Below are 16964 nucleotides of genomic sequence, written 5' to 3'. Positions count from 1 at the left end.
GGAGTCGGGTGTGTCTGTTCGAGTCCGGTATCAGTGGTGCAGGAGTATAGATTATAGCAGGGAGGGGCCGGGTACCCTCCCACCGAGATTGACACTTATCGTCCGACCCAAGCATATAATTGGGAGCCTGACGCAGTCCTCGCCATGTCTCAGGAGACGCCGATCCGTGTCGATCATATCGGAATCGCTGTCGAGGACATCAGTGACGCCGAACCGTTCCTGTTCGCACTCGGCTGTCGGAAACTCATCGAAGAGTCCGTCGAAGGGCGGTTTCGCTGGGCGCAGTACGATTTCGAACGGGACGCGTCACGGCTGGAACTCATCGCACCGGAGGCACCGGACACGTTCCTCACGTCGTATCTCGACGACCACGGCCCGGGACTCCACCACGTCACGCTGGAAGTGGCTGCTATCGACGCAGTGAAAGCGATACTGGAACGCAACGGCTACAGCGTCGTCGAGTACCGCGAGTATGAGGACTGGACCGAGGCGTTTGTGCCACCGTCGAACCCGACCGGGGCGCTCTTTCAATTGTTCGAGTATCACGACAGCTACGACGCTGAGCGGCCGCCCGCCGAGAAACTCTACGTCGATGGGAGCCGACTCGATGGCTGACATCTGCAACGGTTCGCTCTCGGGAAACGGAGTCGAGCGGGAACAGCAGGAGCGACGCTATCAGTCGTCTCTTTCGTCGAGCTGGACCGTTTCCTCGACAATAAGTCGGGGGCCGGCCTCCAGGTCGATAAACTCGGCCGCGTCGGCCTGGACCGTCTCGGCGAGGTCGGAATCAAACGCCTCGCTGAGTGCGTCCATGTCCTCGAAATAGAGCTCAAGCACGCCGTCGTACGCCGCACGCTCCGGGTCTGTCGGCACAGACGTCACGTAGCGTTGCAGTCCCGGCAGATCCTTCGCCAACTCCGAGTGGTCGCCCTGCCATCGGTCAGCGAACTCCTCGTGACTGTAGCCATCTCTCCGGACGAGCAGATCGACGATTTTCACCATGCGTTCCCCGTGTCGCCCCGGAGTGGCTTTTACTTACCGATCAGACAGGGCTGCCACCGATTCAAGCTACTCGAACAAAACACTTGTAAGCCGGTTAGTCATGTGTGTACGTATGGCAATCCCGCCCGCTGTCAACAGGCCGGTCGGAACGATCGAGCGAGCGATCGAGATCATGGAGTATCTCAAGGAACACGACACGGCCACCGTGTCGGAGATGACGGCCCACCTCGACTGTGCGAAGAGTACAACGCACAGATACCTGAAGACGCTCGCGGCCAACAGTCTCCTCGTCGAGGACGACAACGAGTATCAGCTCGGTATCCGCTTTCTGGACTACGGCGAAGTGGCACGGAACAAATACCGGCTCTACGACGAGGCCAAGCCGAGAGTCGACGAACTCGCGGAGGAGACCGAGGAAAAGATCTGGTGTGCGGTCGAAGAACACGGCCGGAGCGTCCACATCTACGGCGCGCAGGGCAAACACTCGGTGCAGACGTACGCCCGGGTCGGCCATCGGAACTATCTCCACCAGCACGCCGCGGGGAAGGCCATACTCGCACACCTTCCGGATAGCCAGATCACGGAGACCATCGACAGGCATGGCCTGCCCGGCCGGACGCCACAGACGATCACCGACAGGGACGAACTCTGGGAGGAAATCGAGACGATACGTGACCGCGGCTACGCGTTCAACTTTCAGGAGTCTGTGGAGGGACTGCACGCGGTCGGGGCCCCCATTACGGACGAAAACGACGTTGCCATCGGGGCGATCAGTGTCTCCGGCCCGGCAAGCCGGCTTGAAGGCCCCATTCTCCGGGACGAACTGCCGACGCTGCTACTGGGCGTCGTCAACGAAATCGGGATAAACATGGCCCATCCGTGAGGCCACCAGCGTAGTTCTAGCGGGGCAACTGGCTGTTTTTGGACTGTTCTTCTCTGTGTGCGGTATCAGCCAAGCTGGGGACTTCGGTCTGGGAGCGGGGCGTGCTCACTCGCTGGTCCACTCCGGCTCTCTGTCTTCGAGGAACGCGTCGATCCCTTCGTCCTTGTCGCCAGTGGCGAACAGTTGCGCGAACAGTTCGGCTTCGTACTCGATGCCGGCTTCGAGATCCATGCGGGAGCTTGCGCGGACGGATTTCTTCGCAAATTCGAGCGCCGCGGGGCTTTTCTCTGCAATGGATGACGCTAGATCGTAGACGCGCTCGTCGAAGGAGTCGTCGTCGTGGACCTCGTCGACGAGGCCGATGTCAGCGGCCTCCGTCGCGTCGATGAGTTCGCCGGTGAGGATCAGCCGCATCGCGTGGCCTTCCCCGACCAGACGCGGCAACCGCTGTGTCCCGCCACCGCCGGGCATGATGCCGAGGTTGATCTCCGGCTGGCCGAACTTCGCGTCCGTGTGCGCGATCCGGATGTCAGCCGCCTGAATCAGCTCACAGCCGCCGCCGAGCGCGTGCCCGTTGATGCGGGCGATGACCGGCATCGGGCACTCGTCGACGTACTCGTAGACCCGCGGTCGCTTGCTTGCGTCCCGTTGCTGGAGCATATCCCGCTCCCGGAGTTCCGTCACGTCGGCACCCGCAACGAATGCGCCGGTGTCTGCCGCGCCAGTCAACACGACAGCACGAACGTCACTGTCCGGAACTGCGTCGAAGACCTGTTTGAACTCCGACCGCAACTGGGTGTTGAGCGCGTTTCGGGCCTCCGGACGGGTTAATTCGACGGTAGCGACGTTTTCGACGCGGTCGCCGACGCTCACCGAAACCGTTTCACAGTCCGCCGCGGCGTCAGCGAGGTCCGTCATGCGTCCCCCCAGTCGCCGCTGGTGCCGACGATGTCGCCGTCCTCCCAGACGTAGAACCCCTCGCCGGATTTCTTGCCGAGTTTGCCCGCGCGGACCTTCCGTTTCAGAATCTGTGGCGGGCGGAACCGTTCACCGAGTTCCGCACGCAGGTACTCGAGGATGTCGAGCCGGACGTCGAGACCGACGACGTCGCCGAGCTCGATCGGTCCCATCGGGTGATTGTAACCGAGCTCCATCGCGGTATCGATGTCCCCCGGTGTTGCAACGCCCTCCTGCACCATCCGCATCGCCTCGACGCCCAGCGAGACGCCGAGGCGGGAGGAAGCAAAGCCCGGTGCGTCGGCCACCTCGACCGGTGTCTTGTCGATCCCGTTCACGAACTTGCGGGCACGCGCGACCGTCTCGGCACTCGTCTGTTCCGCGACGACGATCTCGACGAGTGCCATGATGTGAACCGGGTTGAAGAAGTGAAGGCCGATGGCTCGGTCGGGATAGTCGAGGACGCTCGCTATCTCAGTCAGCGACAGCGAAGAGGTGTTTGACGCGATAAGCGTCGCCGGCTCGACGTGGGATTCGACCTCGGTGAGCGTCTCGTGTTTGATATCCATGTCTTCGGGGACTGCTTCCACAACGAGGTCTGCCCCGCTCACAGCCGCCTCCAGCGATGTCGTTCCGGTGAGGCGGTCCAAAGTTTCCTCGGCCGTGGATTCGGTCACTTTCTCCCGGGCGATACCCTCCTCCAGATTCGACTCGATGGCGGCCAGGCCGTCGTCGACGATATCCGCATCGATATCACGGAGAGAGACGTCGTGACCGGCCATTGCCGACACCTGAGCGATACCGTGGCCCATGGTACCGGCGCCTAGGATAGCTACGTGCATCGTTTCTCAGCACAGTAGCGAAGGATAAAAACGTTGCTTGCGTCTCGCCGCCGGTGTGGCCTGCATTTAATACGGCGGCCGCGATAGGAGTCGGTGAGGATGACTGCTTCCGACTCGCAAGCCGTTGTTGTCGACGCCGTACGAACGCCACAGGTACCGAAGGATGGCGCGCTGGCCGGGACACATCCCGAAGACCTCGTCACCACTGTGCTTGCCGCACTCGTTGACCGGACCGGGGTCCCGGCCGTCGAGTGGGACGACTTCCGGCTCGGGTGTGCAAACCAGGAGGAAGAGCAGGGGCGCAACCTCGCCCGGCAGTCGATACTCGCCGGTGGGTTCCCCGAGACGGTGCCCGGGGCGACGACGACCCGCCTGTGTGGCTCGTCACTGACGACGCTCGTCGACGCCGCTCGCGCCATCGAGGCGGGCGACGGGGCGGTGTATCCGGTCGCTGGCGTCGAACACATGAGCACCGTGCCCTTCTCCGACTGGCTCCATCCCGCTATCGAACAGCGGTACGACCCCGACAGGCTACCCATGGGGCAGACGGCAGAAACCATCGCACGGACCCACGATATCGGCCGTACGGCCCAGGACGAATTCGCGTTGCGGTCACACGAGCGCGCGGTCGCCGCTATGGAAGGCGGGCGGTTCGACGCGGAGACCGTGCCAGTCCACACCGACGAGACAGCGGTAGAGAGCGACAAAACACCGCGAGCAGACACGTCAGTCGAGCAGTTGAGCGAACTCCCGACAGTGTTCCGTGACGACGAGGCAGCGACAGTCACGCCGGGGAACGCGTCACCGCTGACCGACGGCGCGGCCGGGATGCTCGTCACTTCGGCGGCGTACGCAGAACAGCACGACATGGATGTTCTCGGCCGGGTCAAGACACGGTCCGTCGCTGGTGTCGACCCGCTAGTCATGGGCCGGGGACCGATTCCGGCGACGCGTGCCGCACTGGACGACACTGGCCTGACAATCGACGATATCGACCTCGTGGAACTCAACGAAGCGTTCGCGGCCCAGAGCCTCCACTGTAAGCGCGAACTGGGGATTCCGACCGAACGGCTCAACGTCAACGGAGGGGCTATCGCGCTCGGGCATCCGCTTGGCTGTTCGGGGGCACGAATCACGACGACGTTGCTGCACGAGATGCGTCGGCGGGATGCGACTCACGGACTGGCGACGATGTGTGTCGGTTTCGGTCAGGGCGTCGCGGTCGTGTTCGAGCGTCCCTGATACTGGCGTCTATCGGCGCTGACTGGCGACCTGCGCTTTGAAGCCGTATCTGATGACGCCCTCCTGCGTGTAGATGCGCCGCGTCGTCAGCACGACAGGGGTGCCGATGGTGACCTCGTCCGTCGCTTGAAGTACCTGTGCGGGAACACTCACGGTCTGCTCGCCAGCTGGACCATCGAGCGCGACGATGGCGCTATCGAACTCGCCGCTACTGGACTGCTGCGCGACGAACTCCGGCGGTGCACCGCCCTGTTCGATAGTCGTTACTGCCGCAACCGTCCCTGTTCCGGGCAGTTCGACGGTCTCGAACTCGCCAGCGCGCTCGTGACAGTCGCTGCAGGCCCCGGTCGGCGGGAAGTTCAACGCGCCACACGCAGCACACCGGCCGGCGACGAGTCGGTGGCGTTGCGGAATCGTCCGCTGCCAGGACGGGACGCTGACGTAGGCCCCGCCGCCCTCGGGTTCGTCGCGCGTAATCTCGCCACGCCGCCTGAGGTACTCGGCGTAGGACAGGGAGACGCCGCTGTCCAGTGCGGTGTTGACCGGAACGGGACCAGTGGCGACGAACAGCGTCGCACTCGCACCGCTTCCGTACGCGGCGATCAGCACGCGTTCGGCGTCGTCTGCAAACGCTGTCGCCGCCCCGAGAAACGCACTTGCCGCACCGGTGTCCCCGAGCGTACTGACTGTGTCCGCGGCGGCGATAGTGTCGGCGTCGGCCCCGAGTGGCCCTGTCGCCCGGTAGGGGAGTTTGCCGTCCGGGGACTGGACCGCTGCCGCGTCGACTGTCTCTGTCGGCACGTCCAGTCTGTCGGCCGCACTGCCGAGCGTGGTCGTAAACGCCTCGCGGTCGTACTGCGTCACACCGAGGCCAGTCGTCCGGTCGTCCCCGCCCGTTCTGAACCGCGTTCCGGGGTACGCCGCCGTGTGTGACGCCCGGTCAACGATGGTCCCGGGACCGTCCTCGTCGACGACGAGTGCGACACTCCCGGCACCGGCGGCGTGCTCAACGCCGCTGTCGGGGTCACCTCGTGGACAGTCACTGATAACGACGAGGCCGACGTCGTCCCCGAACGGCCCGCCGTCCAGTGTCGCGTCCAATGCCTCCGCGCCGGAGTGCGTGGAGCCGGTCATCGTCTGCGTCTTGGCGTCGTCCGGGACGTTGAGAATACTGCAGAGCCTCGCTGTGAGGTCCTCTTCCGCCATCGGCGGTGTCGTCGTCGCCAAGGCCAGGTGTGCGACGTCCGTACCGGACGCGTCGGCCGCAGCTAGCGCGCGACGCGCGGCTTCGACACCCATCGTGACCGCGTCCTCGTCGGCGTCGGGGACCGCCTTCTCGTCGATCCCCGCTGCATCGAACCGACCCCAGGCGGCTTCGAACTCCGCGGCGTCGATCCGGAGGCGAGGCGCGTACGCACCGATAGCCGCGAGCCCCGACGCGGTCATCGTGCAGCCTCCCGTTCGAGGACATGGACAACGGCGCTCCCCCCGCTCCCACCCACGTTGTGAGTGAGCCCGTACTTCGGGGCCGCTAGCTGCCGGTCCCCGGCGCTACCGGTGAGTTGTTTGAACGCCTCGACAATCTGTCCGGCCCCGGTTGCGCCGATGGGGTGGCCCTTCGATTTCAGCCCGCCGGAGAGATTGACCGGCATGGCTCCGTCGGCTTCGGTCGTTCCCTGTTCAAGCAACTGTGGGGCCTCGCCGCGGTCACAGAAGCCGAGGTCTTCGTACGCAAGCAGCTCGGCGATCGTGAAGCAGTCGTGTACCTCGGCGAAGTCGAGGTCGTCGGGGCCGATCCCGGCACGATCATAGGCCGTGTCTGCAGCGGCTTCCGATGCAGAGACCGCGGTGTAGCTATCTCGCTGGAAGAGCCCGACCCGGTCGCTGGCTGCGCCGACTCCGGCGATTCGCACCGGGTCGTCAGTGTACTGCTCGACGACATCTTCACTGGCGACGAGAGCGACGGCTGCACCGTCAGAGGTCGGACAGCAGTGATAGAGGTTCAACGGGTCCGCGACGACCGGAGCGTCGACGGCGTCTTCGAGGGAGCACTCGAAGCCCAGGTGGGCCTTCGGGTTCTTTGCACCGTTCCGATGGTTCTTGACCGCCACCATCGAGAGGTGCTCCTCGCTGGCCCCGTACTCCCGCAGATACGCGCTTGCCATCTGTGCGTAGACGCCGGAGAACGTCGTCCCGGTCAGCCGTTCCCACTCTGTTTCGCCGGAAACGCCGAGCCAGTACTTCGTCACGTCGCTGCTCATGTCTGTCATGACTTCGACGCCGCCAGCCAGCGCCACGTCGGCCATCCCGCTTTTGACCGCTTGCACTGCCTGACGGACGGCGTAGCCAGACGCGGCACAGGCGTTTTCGACGCGCACGCTGGGGATTCCGTGCAGCCCGGCGTGTTCGGTTGCTGCCGGTCCCGAGAGACCGAGTTGTCGACCGCCCACGCCGAGTGAGCCGACGACCGCTTCGTCTATCGCATCCGTGTCGATACCGTGGTCGACACTGTCGAAGGCGTCGCTGACTGCGTGGTCGAACAGTGATCTGTAGCTCTCTTCGGGCATCGAGCCAAACGGCGTTTGCCCTGCGCCGATGAGATACGCGTCCCGCATACATGGAACTCTGAGGGTACTGAAAAATAGCTTTGCATCACTTGCCGACAGTCACACAGCAAGCACGACCGGCACTCGGAGTGGTCAATCCCAAACCATTTTATCACTATCATTCCACTCTATCATTGACGATGGTGTACAAGCAACTGGAGGCGGCTGACCGTACAGAGCTGCGTGCGTTGCAAACCGACCGGTTACAGGGGATTGTTACGCATGCCTACGAGAACGTCCCGTTTTACCGGGAGAAGCTCGACGAGGCGGGCGTCTCACCCGAAGACATCCAGAGTATCGACGACATCACGAAACTGCCGATGACGACGAAAGAGGATTTCCGCGACGAGTACCCCGACGGCCTGTTCGCCGTCGACGATGCGGACGTCGCCCGGATCCACGCGTCGTCCGGGACGACCGGGAAGCCGAAAATCGTCTCGTACACGGATGACGACCTCGACAGCTGGAGCGAAGTCGTTGCCCGTTCGCTGGCTGCGAGCGGGACCGGACCGGGCGACACCGTCCAGAACGCCTACGGATACGGGCTGTTCACCGGCGGATTGGGGCTTCACGACGGAGCCGAGGAGCTGGGGGCCACAGTTATCCCTATCGGGAGCGGCCAGACCCAGCGACAGGTCGAGTTGATGACCGACCTGGAGAGCGATGTGTTCACATGCACCCCATCGTATGCGCTGTACCTCGCCGAAACGGCCGAGGAAATGGGCCACGACCCAAGCGACCTGCCGATCTCGACGATTATCTTCGGAGCGGAACCGTGTACCGACCCGATGCGGGCGGAAATCGAAGAGCGGCTGGGCGTCGACGGCATCGATGTTTACGGGCTCTCGGAGATCATCGGTCCCGGCGTCTCGTGTGAGTGCCACGAAGCGCAGGACGGGCTCCACATCTGGGAGGACCACTTCTACCCGGAAGTCATCGACCCACAGACGAAGGAGCCGGTCGAGGAAGGCGAGGAGGGTGAACTCGTTCTCACAACCCTCACCAAAGAAGCGTTGCCGGTCTTCCGATACCGGACCGGGGATTTGACGACGCTGAACTACGACGAGTGTGCGTGTGGACGGACGATGGTACGGATGGACAACGTCACCGGTCGGACTGACGACCTCCTCATCGTCCGTGGCGTGAACCTCTATCCCAGTGAAATCGAACACGCTGTGCTGGACATCGACGGCGTCGCTCCGCACTACCGGATCGACCTCTACGAGGAGAACAACCTCGACGTTCTGGAACTCACCATCGAACGGACCGCGGAGCAAGGGCCGGGTAACGAAGCGCTGGAAGAGGAAATCATCGAACGGCTGGAGAACGTGCTCGCGTTCACCCCGGACGAACTCGAACTCGTTGCGCCCGGGAGCATCGACCGAACGCAGGTCGGCAAGGTAAAACGCGTCTACGACCACCGTGACTGACTGTCAGGGCCGGTAGACTCGTCCGCGAAACGTCGCGATACGCTCGCCATCCTGCGCAGTCACCGTTACCTCGTACTCTGCGGTGCTGTCCGCGAGATGCGTCTCCTCGGCGACCGCAGACAGCGTCTCACCGGTTTCTACGGCGTCTAAATACGAGATGTTCGTCTCCAGTGCGACCGCCGCCTCGCCGTGCGAGTTCGACGCCGCGGCGAAGGCTGCATCGGCGAGCGAGTAGACCGCACCGCCATGGGGCGTCCCATGAAAGTTCAGCAGGTCCTCAGTAATCGTCAGTTCAGTCTGGGCGTACCCCGAGTCGACTTCGACGACGTCGATGCCGAGGGTTTCGCAGTACGCGTCGGATTCGATGCGCTCTCTGACTTCGTCGGCGACGCCGGACATACGGCCTGTGGTTCTATCAGGAATAATAAATATATACCGGTCGCCGCTGCTGTCAGCGGAGCGTAAAAATATAAATGTCTGCTATCAGATGGGGAACTATGGCGTACAGCTACGAGCCACATCACTTCGAGGACTTCGAAGAGGGACAGGAGTTTATCAGTGTCGGCCGGACAGTCACCGAGTCCGATTTCGTCATGCACTCTGCGCTGTCGGGCGACTGGACGGAACTGCATACGAACAAGGAGTACGCGGAAGAACAGGAGTTCGGTGAGCGGATCGCACACGGGCCGATGACGTTCGTGCAGGCGACCGGCTTCGTCTACCGGACCGGTATCGTCGAGCGGACCGCGTTCGCGTTCCTCGGAATGAACTACATGGACCTCCCGAACCCGGTCCACATCGGCGACACACTCCAGTTGGAGATCGTCGTTGACAACACCAAAGAGGTCGGGCGCGACGACGCCGGGTTAGTCGTCCTCGACACTGAAATGGAAAACCAGGACGGGACCGTCGTCTTCAAGGGCGACATGAAGTTCCTCATCAAGAAACGAGAGTGAACCCAGTGGCGCGTTCGAATGCGGGGCATCGGTAGCGGCTGGTACCTCGATGTACGACTGGAAAGTCGGAGCCGGCGCACCCGCCAGCCAAACATGAATAATAAATAATAACAACTAAGACGCCGCGCCCGCCCTCTGTTATTGCAATGGAGTACACCGGCCCGACAGACCTGTATATCGGCGGCGAATGGCGAAAAGCGACCAACGGCGGCAGCATCGAGACGGAGGACCCGGCAACGGAACAGCCCTACGCGTCGGTACAGAAGGCCGAGGCGACTGATATCGACGATGCGGTACAGGCGGCACAGGCGGCCGTCGAAGGCGGCTCCGAGTGGGCGACGATGGACCCGGGGACGCGCCGGGCGAAACTCCACGCGATGGCCGACGCCATCGAGGAGATGAAAGACGAGCTCTCCATGGTTGAATCCCACGACAACGGGAAAACGCCGTTCGAAGCCGGGCTGGAAATCGACATGGTCACCGATACGTTCCGCCACTACGCCGGGTGGACGGACAAGATACGCGGCGACGAGATCCCCGTCGAGGACGGCCGGCTCAACTACACCGTCCGCGAGCCGGTCGGCGTGACCGCACACGTCGCGCCGTGGAACTATCCCTTCCAGCTCGCCGGCCGCGGCCTGGCACCGGCGCTGGCGGCGGGGAACAGCGTTATCCTCAAACCGTCCGCTATGACGCCGTTATCGGCGCTGTACTACGCGAAAGCTGCCGAGGAAGCGAGCCTTCCTGACGGCGTCGTCAACGTTGTTCCCGGGAAGGGCTCCGAGGCCGGCGACGCACTCACCGGACACGAGGGCGTCGATCACGTCACCTTCACCGGGAGTACAGGTGTCGGAAAGACGGTCCAGCGAAGTGCTGCCGACGCGGTCGCCGACGTGACACTCGAACTCGGCGGGAAGGGGCCGGCAGTCGTGTTCCCCGACGCGGACCTCGATGCCGCCGCCCGCGGCATCCAGTACGGAATCTTCATGAACGCCGGGCAGATGTGCTGGGCGAACTCGCGTATCGTCGTCCACGAGGACGTCTACGACGAGATGGTCTCTCGGATGGCTGAGATCGCAGAGAACATCCCGCTCGGCGGCGGCATCGACGACGACGGCCAGATGGGACCGGTCGTCAGTGCGGGCCGACAACAGGAGATTCTCGACTATATCGAGACCGGCAAAGAAGAGGGGGCGACTGTTGTGGCCGGCGGTGGCGTTCCTGCGGACAGAGACACCGGTCACTTCGTCGAGCCGACCGTCTTTGCCGACGTGGACAACGAGATGACGATTGCACAGGAGGAGATCTTCGGTCCCGTGCTCACCGCAATCGAAGTGAGCGACGAGGAAGAAGCGATTGCGGTCGCGAACGACTCACCGTTTGGCCTCACCGCCTGCGTCTGGACGAACGACCTGACTCGCGCGCACACCGTCACGGACAGACTTGACTACGGGATGGTGATGGTCAACGAGACGCCCAACACCTGGCCACAGACACCCTTCGGCGGCACGAAACAGAGCGGCCACGGCCGCGCACAGGGCGAGCAGGCCATCGAGAGCTACACAGAGGTCAAAAACGTCCACATCAACCTCGGCTGAAGCTCTCGCTGACGAGTCGTGATTAGGCTGCGGGCAACAGTCCCACCGCTCTGCCTCACGCTGTGAAACTCCGAAGGCAGAACTGGCGAGTAATAACGGCTTACTCGAACTTCTTGAACTGCTGCAGGCACTCGTTGCAGTAATGAATCGACTGGCACCGCGACGGCCCGCGTGGGTGTTTCCGCTCGGTGTCGGTCGAGCCACAGTACGGGCACTCCGCGCCCGTCTGTTCGCCGCTGGTCGTGACACTGGGGTCGGGTTCACTCATCCGTCGAAGCTCATCCCGAAGTCCCGCAGCGCTTCTTTGCCCTGTTCTGTGACCAGATCAATCGACCAGTCCGGGGCCCAGACCAGTCGGACCGACGCGGTCTCGATTCCGTCGACACTCTCGGCGGCTTCTTCGACCTCATCGAGGATGATCTCGCGCGCTGGACAGCCGCTGTAGGTGAGCGTCATGTCGACCGTGACAGCACCGTCGGACACGTCGAGCCCATATATGAGACCCAGATCGACGATGCTGACCGGCATCTCCGGGTCCTCGACCTGATACAGGGCCGCCCACACGTCGCGTTCAATGCCGTCGGCGTCTTCGCCCGTGGCCGGGACGTCGTCCGCTACGTGGTCTTTGGTCTCGTAGTCGGTATACGAACACGCGGTAGCATCAGCGTCCGCGCGTGGCCGGTCGTAGTCGCTACTCATCGTCGGCCGCCATTATCAGCGTCGCTTCGTCACGGCCCAGATTCCGGTAACTGGCCGTCATTTCTTCGTGCAGGTCGTGCCAGTGGTCGGTATGTTCGTTGTCCCGGCCTGCCGGCGTTGCGGGGGCAGCATCGGTCGGCACGGCGAACCCCAGTTCGGTCAGGAACGATTCGACGCGGGTCTCCCACTCGGTGCGCATCTCGTCGAGGGTCATCGTGCGGATGCCCAGCCGGTCGATGTCGGCCTCCACGTCGCCGACGGGTTCGAACAGCGTGAGGGCGTACGGATAGAGCTCGTCGATAGCCGCCTGGACGCGTTCGCTGGCCTCCTCGTCCAGCGCCATCCGGTCCAGCCAGCTCTCGGCGTGTTCGAGGTGATAGCCTTCCTCGCCCTGGATGCGACTCGTTCTGTTCCGGATAATCTCGTACGACGAGTCCTCGAGCGCGGAGAGGCGGATGTCTTCAGCGACGTCGTAGAGGTACGCTCTGACGATAGCATCGGCCCAGTCACCTTCCGCAAACGGTAGCTCGACGAGCGTACTGTGCTGGAAGTCGCTGGGGTCGCTCTCGTAAATGAGCGATTCCTCGGAGTAGCCGAGTTGCTGTACCGCATCGTACCACAGTCGTGCGTGGCCCAGCTCGTCCTGTGCGTTGTTGGAAATCGAGAGGTCCGATTCCAGTGTCGGCGCACGCACCTGCCAGAACGTGTAGCGTTCGGCCTGAACCAGCTCGTCGTCGGCGAGCCGGAGCAGCTGTGCCTCGACTGCGCGCTGTTCGTCCTCGGACAGGTCGGCTGGACCGCCGAGGTCGGATTCCGTTGTTGCCATTAGATCTCACCTCGCTGTTTCTCCGCTTCTATCTGCTCGGACTCGGAGGCTTCGACCTCCTCGGCAGCCGGATCGACGTTGTACGTCTGTGCGAACCGGTAGGACTTGTTGGTCGTCCCACCGAAGCTCACGTCGTCCTCGGTGACTTCGCCGATGTACTGGTGCTGTACGACCCAGAGACTGTTGGGGTCGTCGTCACTGAACGTTGCAATCGCCGCCTGTTCTGCGCCGGCGGTGCTGGGGGCTTCGACGTCACCGCAGTGCGTGTGATACCCGCCGGGCTGGTCCTGCCGGAAGACAGCCCACGGTTTCTCGGCGCTGTTTCCGACCTCGTCACGGCTCTCTGCGTCAGGATCGACCTGCGTGATTTTCTCTTGCGGGGCAACCCAGAGCGCGTGGGTCGGCTTCCGCCGCCCGTGCTGGATGACCGAGAACTGCTTCGCCATCTCTCGGTCGGGTGCGTGGACGTCCCGGCAGTGAACGAAATCCGCGTCCGGACTCTGTTGTCGGAATACTTCCCAGATCATCGTTCTCAGTCCGCTGCCTGTGTCTGCGGGCCGCTGTTCGTGGTCGTCTGGTCGTCCATCATGTCACGGACCCACTGCACCGCTTCCTGGGCCTGCCGGCGACCGCTGATCTGTTCGATGCTGCCGTCGTATTCGTTCTGTGAGACAGTGAAGAACTCGTCCCAGTCGAGGTCGTCCTCGACGACCTCGTAGGTCCCGTCACCGTTGTCCCGGATGCGTGGCTCGTCGGGCATCTCCAGCCCGTATTTCTTGGCCTTCGGGATGTAGGTGTTGAGGAACGCGTTCCGAAGCTCGTCGTTCGTACACGTCTTCAGCCCGACTTCCGCGGCGAAGTCGTGGTGGGTGCTCTGGTCGTCGGTCGGGCCGAAGAACTGCAGGATTCGCGGCCACCACTCTTCGAAGGCCTCCTGAGTCATGCGCTGTTCCCTCCGGGAGCCGTTCATCAGTTCGCGGAGGATCGACTCACCGTGCTTGACGTGCATCCCCTCTTCGAAGCAGATCTTGTCCATCGCGTGGGCGTACGGCTCCCAACTGGACTTTTTCAGGGTCGCCTGGCGGCGCATCGCGGCCCCGTCGACGAAGAAGGCGATCATCGGCGTCTCGACGTAGCTCTCCATCGGGTAGTGGAAGCAGTTCAGGAACTTCCCGTCCCCGTTCGCCAGATCGTCGAGCATCTCTTCGCGGGTCTTGACACCGAGCGACTCCGCCGCTCGGTAGAGCATCTGGCCGTGGCCGATTTCGTCCTGCACCTTCGCGCTGAAGGCCATCTTTCGCTCGATGCTCGGGGCTTGTCTGATGAAGGGCCGTTCGAGGTACGCCCCCATAATCTCGCTGTTGGCGTGGAACTCGAGCATCCGCGTGGCTGCCTGCCGATACTCTTCGGGAAGGTCGTCTTTCGGGCTGAACTCCCGGGGTCCAGCGCGGGCTTTGACTTCGTCAACGTTCATATGTGTCCCATAAATCGTGAGGAATGTTCTTACTAATTTGCCCCTATATAGACGGGTTTTATAAGTATATCCGCACATATACGAGGCAATGATAGAGGAGTGTCTAATGGTCGAATTTCGCATCGAGGGCGATAACTGCCCATTGGCAGATGCGAGTAGTGCCACTGGCACGCCCATCGAGGCGGCCCCGCCCCTCCTCCGGGATGACCGTAACGTATTGTTGCGGTTCAGCGCGCAGGCGAGTGAGGAACTCGGGGACTACCTCGACGGCGACGACCGGATCCGCTATCTCTACCAGTCAGTTACCGAGGGTCGGTACAACTACCGGTGTCTGTCGCTCCAGCAGTGTGTCGTCCACAAACTCATCAGCGCGGGCTTCATGGTGGAATCGCTGACCTATCGGGACGGAAACGCGATTCTGACTGGCGCTGTAGTGGGCCACGAGATCCTCCAGACGGTCATGGAGACGGCCGGTGAAACCGTCGGCGTGAAGCTGCAGCGGGTGTACGCACTGCGTGCGAGAGAAGACGCGTCTATCGCCCAGCAGTGGGACCTGACCCCGGCACAGACGGAAAGTCTTCGGTACGCGGTCGAGATGGGCTACTTCGTCATCCCACGACAGACTACCGCTAGTGAAGTCGCCGCCGAACTCGGTATCAGTAAGTCCGCGTTCCTCGAACGACTCCACCGCGCACAGCACTCGCTGTTCACACAGCTGTTCGGCGGCATCGGCGAAGGCCGACCGGACGACGACCGGGAGTAAAGTACCCGCGCGTGTGAGTACGACCATGCGCGTTGAAGACGGCGCTGTTCGACGAATCGTATTCGACCGTCCCGATGTCAAAAACGCGATGACCGGGGCGGTCGCGACTGAGCTCGCTGCTGCGCTCGCTGACCTCGACCCGGCGACACACGATGCCGTGCTCCTCACCGGCGACGGCGACGCCTTCAGTGCCGGCGGGGATATCGAGGCGATGAGCGAGCGTGAGGAGTCCGCGACGGAAGCCTACGAGCGGGTCCGGACGACGCTGGGTCAGGTGGCCAGCAACATCCTCGAAGCGCCGGTGCCTGTCGTCGCGAAGGTCAACGGGGATGCGGTCGGTGCCGGGCTGTCGCTCGTGGCTGTCGCTGATTTCGCGTACGCCGCCCAGTCCGCCCGGTTCGGTGCGTCGTTCATCAGCGTCGGCCTCGTGCCGGATATGGGCGCAACCGCGATACTCCCCCGGCTCATCGGGCTCAGGAAGACCAAGGAACTCGCGTTCACCGGGAAACTGATCGACGCCGAGACCGCCGCCGAGATGGACCTGATCAACGAGGCTGTCGAGCAGCGTGACCTCGATGCGCGGACGGCCGACCTGCTCGAAACGCTTCGGGCACAGCCGACGGCGAACCTCGGGCTGGCGAAGGAAGCGATCCACGACAACATCGGCCAGCCGTTACAGACCGGGCTGCGCCGAGAGGCACGCATCCAGTCACTGGCGTACGATACGCCGGCTCATTCGCGTGGCGTCGAGGGGTTTCTCGACGGGCGAACACCGGATTTCGATTAGCGGTCGAAAAACTCCTGCGCGTTTTCGAACAGGATCTTCCGCTGGACGTCCGTATCGAAGTCGGTGTCGCGAGCGAACGATTCGAGCCACGTTTCGGGGTCGATCATCGGGTAATCGGTGCCGAACATCACCTTGTCTTTGAGGACTGTCCCGGCGTAGTGAAGGACCTGATCGTCGATGTACTTCGGCACCCAGCCCGAGAGGTCCATGTACACGTTGCCCTTCTGCTGACAGATAGCCAACTGCTCTTTCTCCCACGGGAACGCGGGATGGGCGATGAGGATGTCGAGGTCCGGATGGGCGGCGGCCACGTCGTCGATGAGCATCGGGTTGCCGTACTTGACTTTCAGGCCTCGGCCACCGGCGCTACAGGCCCCGAGCGTCGAGTTGCCGCCGTGAAAGACGACGGGGACGCCGAGGTCTTCGATGGTACTCCACAGGTGGTCGTGGCATTCGTCCGAGGGGTCAAAGCCCTGTGCGATCTGCTGGAACTTGAACCCGGAGAGGTCCAGATCCTCGACGCACCGAATCGCCTCCTGCACGCAGTCGTCTTTCAGCGGGTCGACGCTTCCGAAGCCAACGAAGAAGTCGGGATGCTCGTCCCGGACCTCGGCGACGTAGTCGTTTGGGACGGGCGGGTTCCCGGTGTTCGTCTCCGCGTCCCAGCCAAGCAGGACAGCGCCACCGACGCCCGCCTCGTGGTACTCCGCGAGCATCTCTTCGTAGTCCCACGTCTCCAAGTCGGTGCCAAAGCGGTCGGCGGCGTCCTGCATCATTTCGCCGCCGGCGTCGTGGAGGAACTCGCTGGTCGGCTGGTGGGCGTGCGTGTCGAACAGTTGCCTGTCGGCGACGCCGGGGAGGTCAGTTGTCACAGAGGGAGGTTTTACCCAGTATCATAA

General features: G+C 63.0%; 19 protein-coding genes and 2 pseudogenes. 8 read left to right on the top strand and 13 right to left on the bottom strand.

Annotation, left to right across the window (positions count from 1 at the left end; genetic code table 11):
• Positions 1 to 144: 144 nt before the first annotated feature.
• Positions 145 to 615, top strand: a complete 471-nt coding sequence (locus C442_RS05115; RefSeq protein ID WP_008308386.1) for a VOC family protein — start codon at positions 145 to 147, stop codon at positions 613 to 615.
• A gap of 60 nt (positions 616 to 675) precedes the next feature.
• Here the strand turns inward: C442_RS05115 and C442_RS05110 are convergent, their stop codons facing one another.
• Positions 676 to 1002, bottom strand: a complete 327-nt coding sequence (locus C442_RS05110) for an EthD domain-containing protein (protein WP_008308384.1) — start codon at positions 1000 to 1002, stop codon at positions 676 to 678.
• Between the two features lie 112 nt (positions 1003 to 1114).
• Here C442_RS05110 and C442_RS05105 point away from each other — a divergent pair, with 112 nt between their 5' ends.
• Positions 1115 to 1885 (top strand): IclR family transcriptional regulator, encoded by a 771-nt coding sequence (locus C442_RS05105; RefSeq protein WP_008308382.1) that lies wholly within the window; start codon positions 1115 to 1117, stop codon positions 1883 to 1885.
• A 105-nt stretch (positions 1886 to 1990) separates the two neighbouring features.
• Here the strand turns inward: C442_RS05105 and C442_RS05100 are convergent, their stop codons facing one another.
• On the bottom strand, positions 1991 to 2803 hold the full coding sequence (locus C442_RS05100; RefSeq protein ID WP_008308380.1) for an enoyl-CoA hydratase/isomerase family protein: 813 nt from the start codon (positions 2801 to 2803) through the stop codon (positions 1991 to 1993).
• The gene (locus tag C442_RS05095) at positions 2800 to 3684 is read right to left on the bottom strand and encodes a 3-hydroxyacyl-CoA dehydrogenase family protein (protein WP_008308379.1); all 885 of its coding nucleotides are present in this window, start codon (positions 3682 to 3684) and stop codon (positions 2800 to 2802) included. The genes C442_RS05100 and C442_RS05095 overlap by 4 nt, the downstream gene beginning before the upstream one ends.
• Before the next feature lie 99 nt (positions 3685 to 3783).
• Here C442_RS05095 and C442_RS05090 point away from each other — a divergent pair, with 99 nt between their 5' ends.
• Positions 3784 to 4926 (top strand): thiolase family protein, encoded by a 1143-nt coding sequence (locus tag C442_RS05090; RefSeq protein ID WP_008308378.1) that lies wholly within the window; start codon positions 3784 to 3786, stop codon positions 4924 to 4926.
• 9 nt (positions 4927 to 4935) lie between these two features.
• On the opposite strand, the gene C442_RS05085 is transcribed toward C442_RS05090, so the two are convergent.
• Positions 4936 to 6372, bottom strand: a complete 1437-nt coding sequence (locus C442_RS05085) for a zinc ribbon domain-containing protein (RefSeq protein WP_008308377.1) — start codon at positions 6370 to 6372, stop codon at positions 4936 to 4938.
• Positions 6369 to 7541, bottom strand: a complete 1173-nt coding sequence (locus tag C442_RS05080) for a thiolase domain-containing protein (protein WP_008308376.1) — start codon at positions 7539 to 7541, stop codon at positions 6369 to 6371. Before C442_RS05080 ends, C442_RS05085 begins: the two co-directional genes overlap by 4 nt.
• A 131-nt stretch (positions 7542 to 7672) precedes the next feature.
• On the opposite strand from C442_RS05080, the gene paaK reads away from it, so the two are divergent.
• Positions 7673 to 8962, top strand: a complete 1290-nt coding sequence (paaK, locus tag C442_RS05075; protein ID WP_008308375.1) for a phenylacetate--CoA ligase PaaK — start codon at positions 7673 to 7675, stop codon at positions 8960 to 8962.
• Positions 8963 to 8965: 3 nt separating this feature from the next.
• Here the strand turns inward: paaK and paaI are convergent, their stop codons facing one another.
• Positions 8966 to 9361, bottom strand: coding sequence for a hydroxyphenylacetyl-CoA thioesterase PaaI (gene paaI, locus C442_RS05070; RefSeq protein WP_008308374.1), 396 nt, complete (start codon positions 9359 to 9361; stop codon positions 8966 to 8968).
• A 98-nt stretch (positions 9362 to 9459) separates the two neighbouring features.
• Between paaI and C442_RS05065 the strand changes: the two genes are divergently transcribed.
• Both C442_RS05065 and C442_RS05060 read left to right on the top strand, forming a co-directional pair.
• A complete protein-coding gene (locus tag C442_RS05065; protein WP_008308373.1) occupies positions 9460 to 9918 on the top strand; it encodes a MaoC family dehydratase in 459 nt (152 codons plus the stop codon).
• 146 nt (positions 9919 to 10064) lie between these two features.
• Entirely contained in the window at positions 10065 to 11516 is a 1452-nt protein-coding gene (locus tag C442_RS05060; protein ID WP_008308371.1) for an aldehyde dehydrogenase family protein, read from the top strand.
• A gap of 100 nt (positions 11517 to 11616) precedes the next feature.
• Here the strand turns inward: C442_RS05060 and paaE are convergent, their stop codons facing one another.
• From paaE to paaA, 6 genes and pseudogenes are all read right to left on the bottom strand, one after another.
• Positions 11617 to 11784: a 1,2-phenylacetyl-CoA epoxidase subunit PaaE gene (gene paaE / locus C442_RS22040; RefSeq protein WP_004594293.1), complete on the bottom strand. Its 168-nt coding sequence runs from the start codon at positions 11782 to 11784 to the stop codon at positions 11617 to 11619.
• A complete protein-coding gene (paaD, locus tag C442_RS05055) occupies positions 11781 to 12215 on the bottom strand; it encodes a 1,2-phenylacetyl-CoA epoxidase subunit PaaD (protein WP_008308362.1) in 435 nt (144 codons plus the stop codon). Before paaD ends, paaE begins: the two co-directional genes overlap by 4 nt.
• Complete coding sequence (gene paaC, locus C442_RS05050; RefSeq protein ID WP_008308360.1) at positions 12208 to 13041, bottom strand: 1,2-phenylacetyl-CoA epoxidase subunit PaaC; 834 nt, start codon at positions 13039 to 13041, stop codon at positions 12208 to 12210. The genes paaD and paaC overlap by 8 nt, the downstream gene beginning before the upstream one ends.
• Positions 13041 to 13340 (bottom strand): annotated as a pseudogene (locus tag C442_RS23060) (PacF protein); the annotation flags it as partial. The gene paaC and the pseudogene C442_RS23060, both read right to left, overlap by 1 nt.
• 54 nt (positions 13341 to 13394) lie before the next feature.
• Positions 13395 to 13568 (bottom strand): annotated as a pseudogene (locus C442_RS23055) (PacF protein); the annotation flags it as partial.
• Between the two features lie 5 nt (positions 13569 to 13573).
• Complete coding sequence (paaA, locus tag C442_RS05040; RefSeq protein WP_008308357.1) at positions 13574 to 14515, bottom strand: 1,2-phenylacetyl-CoA epoxidase subunit PaaA; 942 nt, start codon at positions 14513 to 14515, stop codon at positions 13574 to 13576.
• Between the two features lie 106 nt (positions 14516 to 14621).
• Here paaA and C442_RS05035 point away from each other — a divergent pair, with 106 nt between their 5' ends.
• Both C442_RS05035 and C442_RS05030 read left to right on the top strand, forming a co-directional pair.
• Entirely contained in the window at positions 14622 to 15278 is a 657-nt protein-coding gene (locus tag C442_RS05035; RefSeq protein WP_080504284.1) for a helix-turn-helix domain-containing protein, read from the top strand.
• A gap of 25 nt (positions 15279 to 15303) precedes the next feature.
• Positions 15304 to 16065 (top strand): enoyl-CoA hydratase/isomerase family protein, encoded by a 762-nt coding sequence (locus C442_RS05030; RefSeq protein WP_008308355.1) that lies wholly within the window; start codon positions 15304 to 15306, stop codon positions 16063 to 16065.
• Here the strand turns inward: C442_RS05030 and C442_RS05025 are convergent.
• A complete protein-coding gene (locus C442_RS05025) occupies positions 16062 to 16937 on the bottom strand; it encodes an amidohydrolase family protein (RefSeq protein WP_008308354.1) in 876 nt (291 codons plus the stop codon). The genes C442_RS05030 and C442_RS05025 overlap by 4 nt on opposite strands.
• Positions 16938 to 16964 lie beyond the last annotated feature (27 nt).

It is taken from the genome of Haloarcula amylolytica JCM 13557 (assembly GCF_000336615.1).
Classification (GTDB): Archaea; Halobacteriota; Halobacteria; order Halobacteriales; family Haloarculaceae; genus Haloarcula; species Haloarcula amylolytica.
Note: the sequence above shows the minus strand (reverse complement) of the source record. Positions and strands in the feature narration are given on the sequence as shown.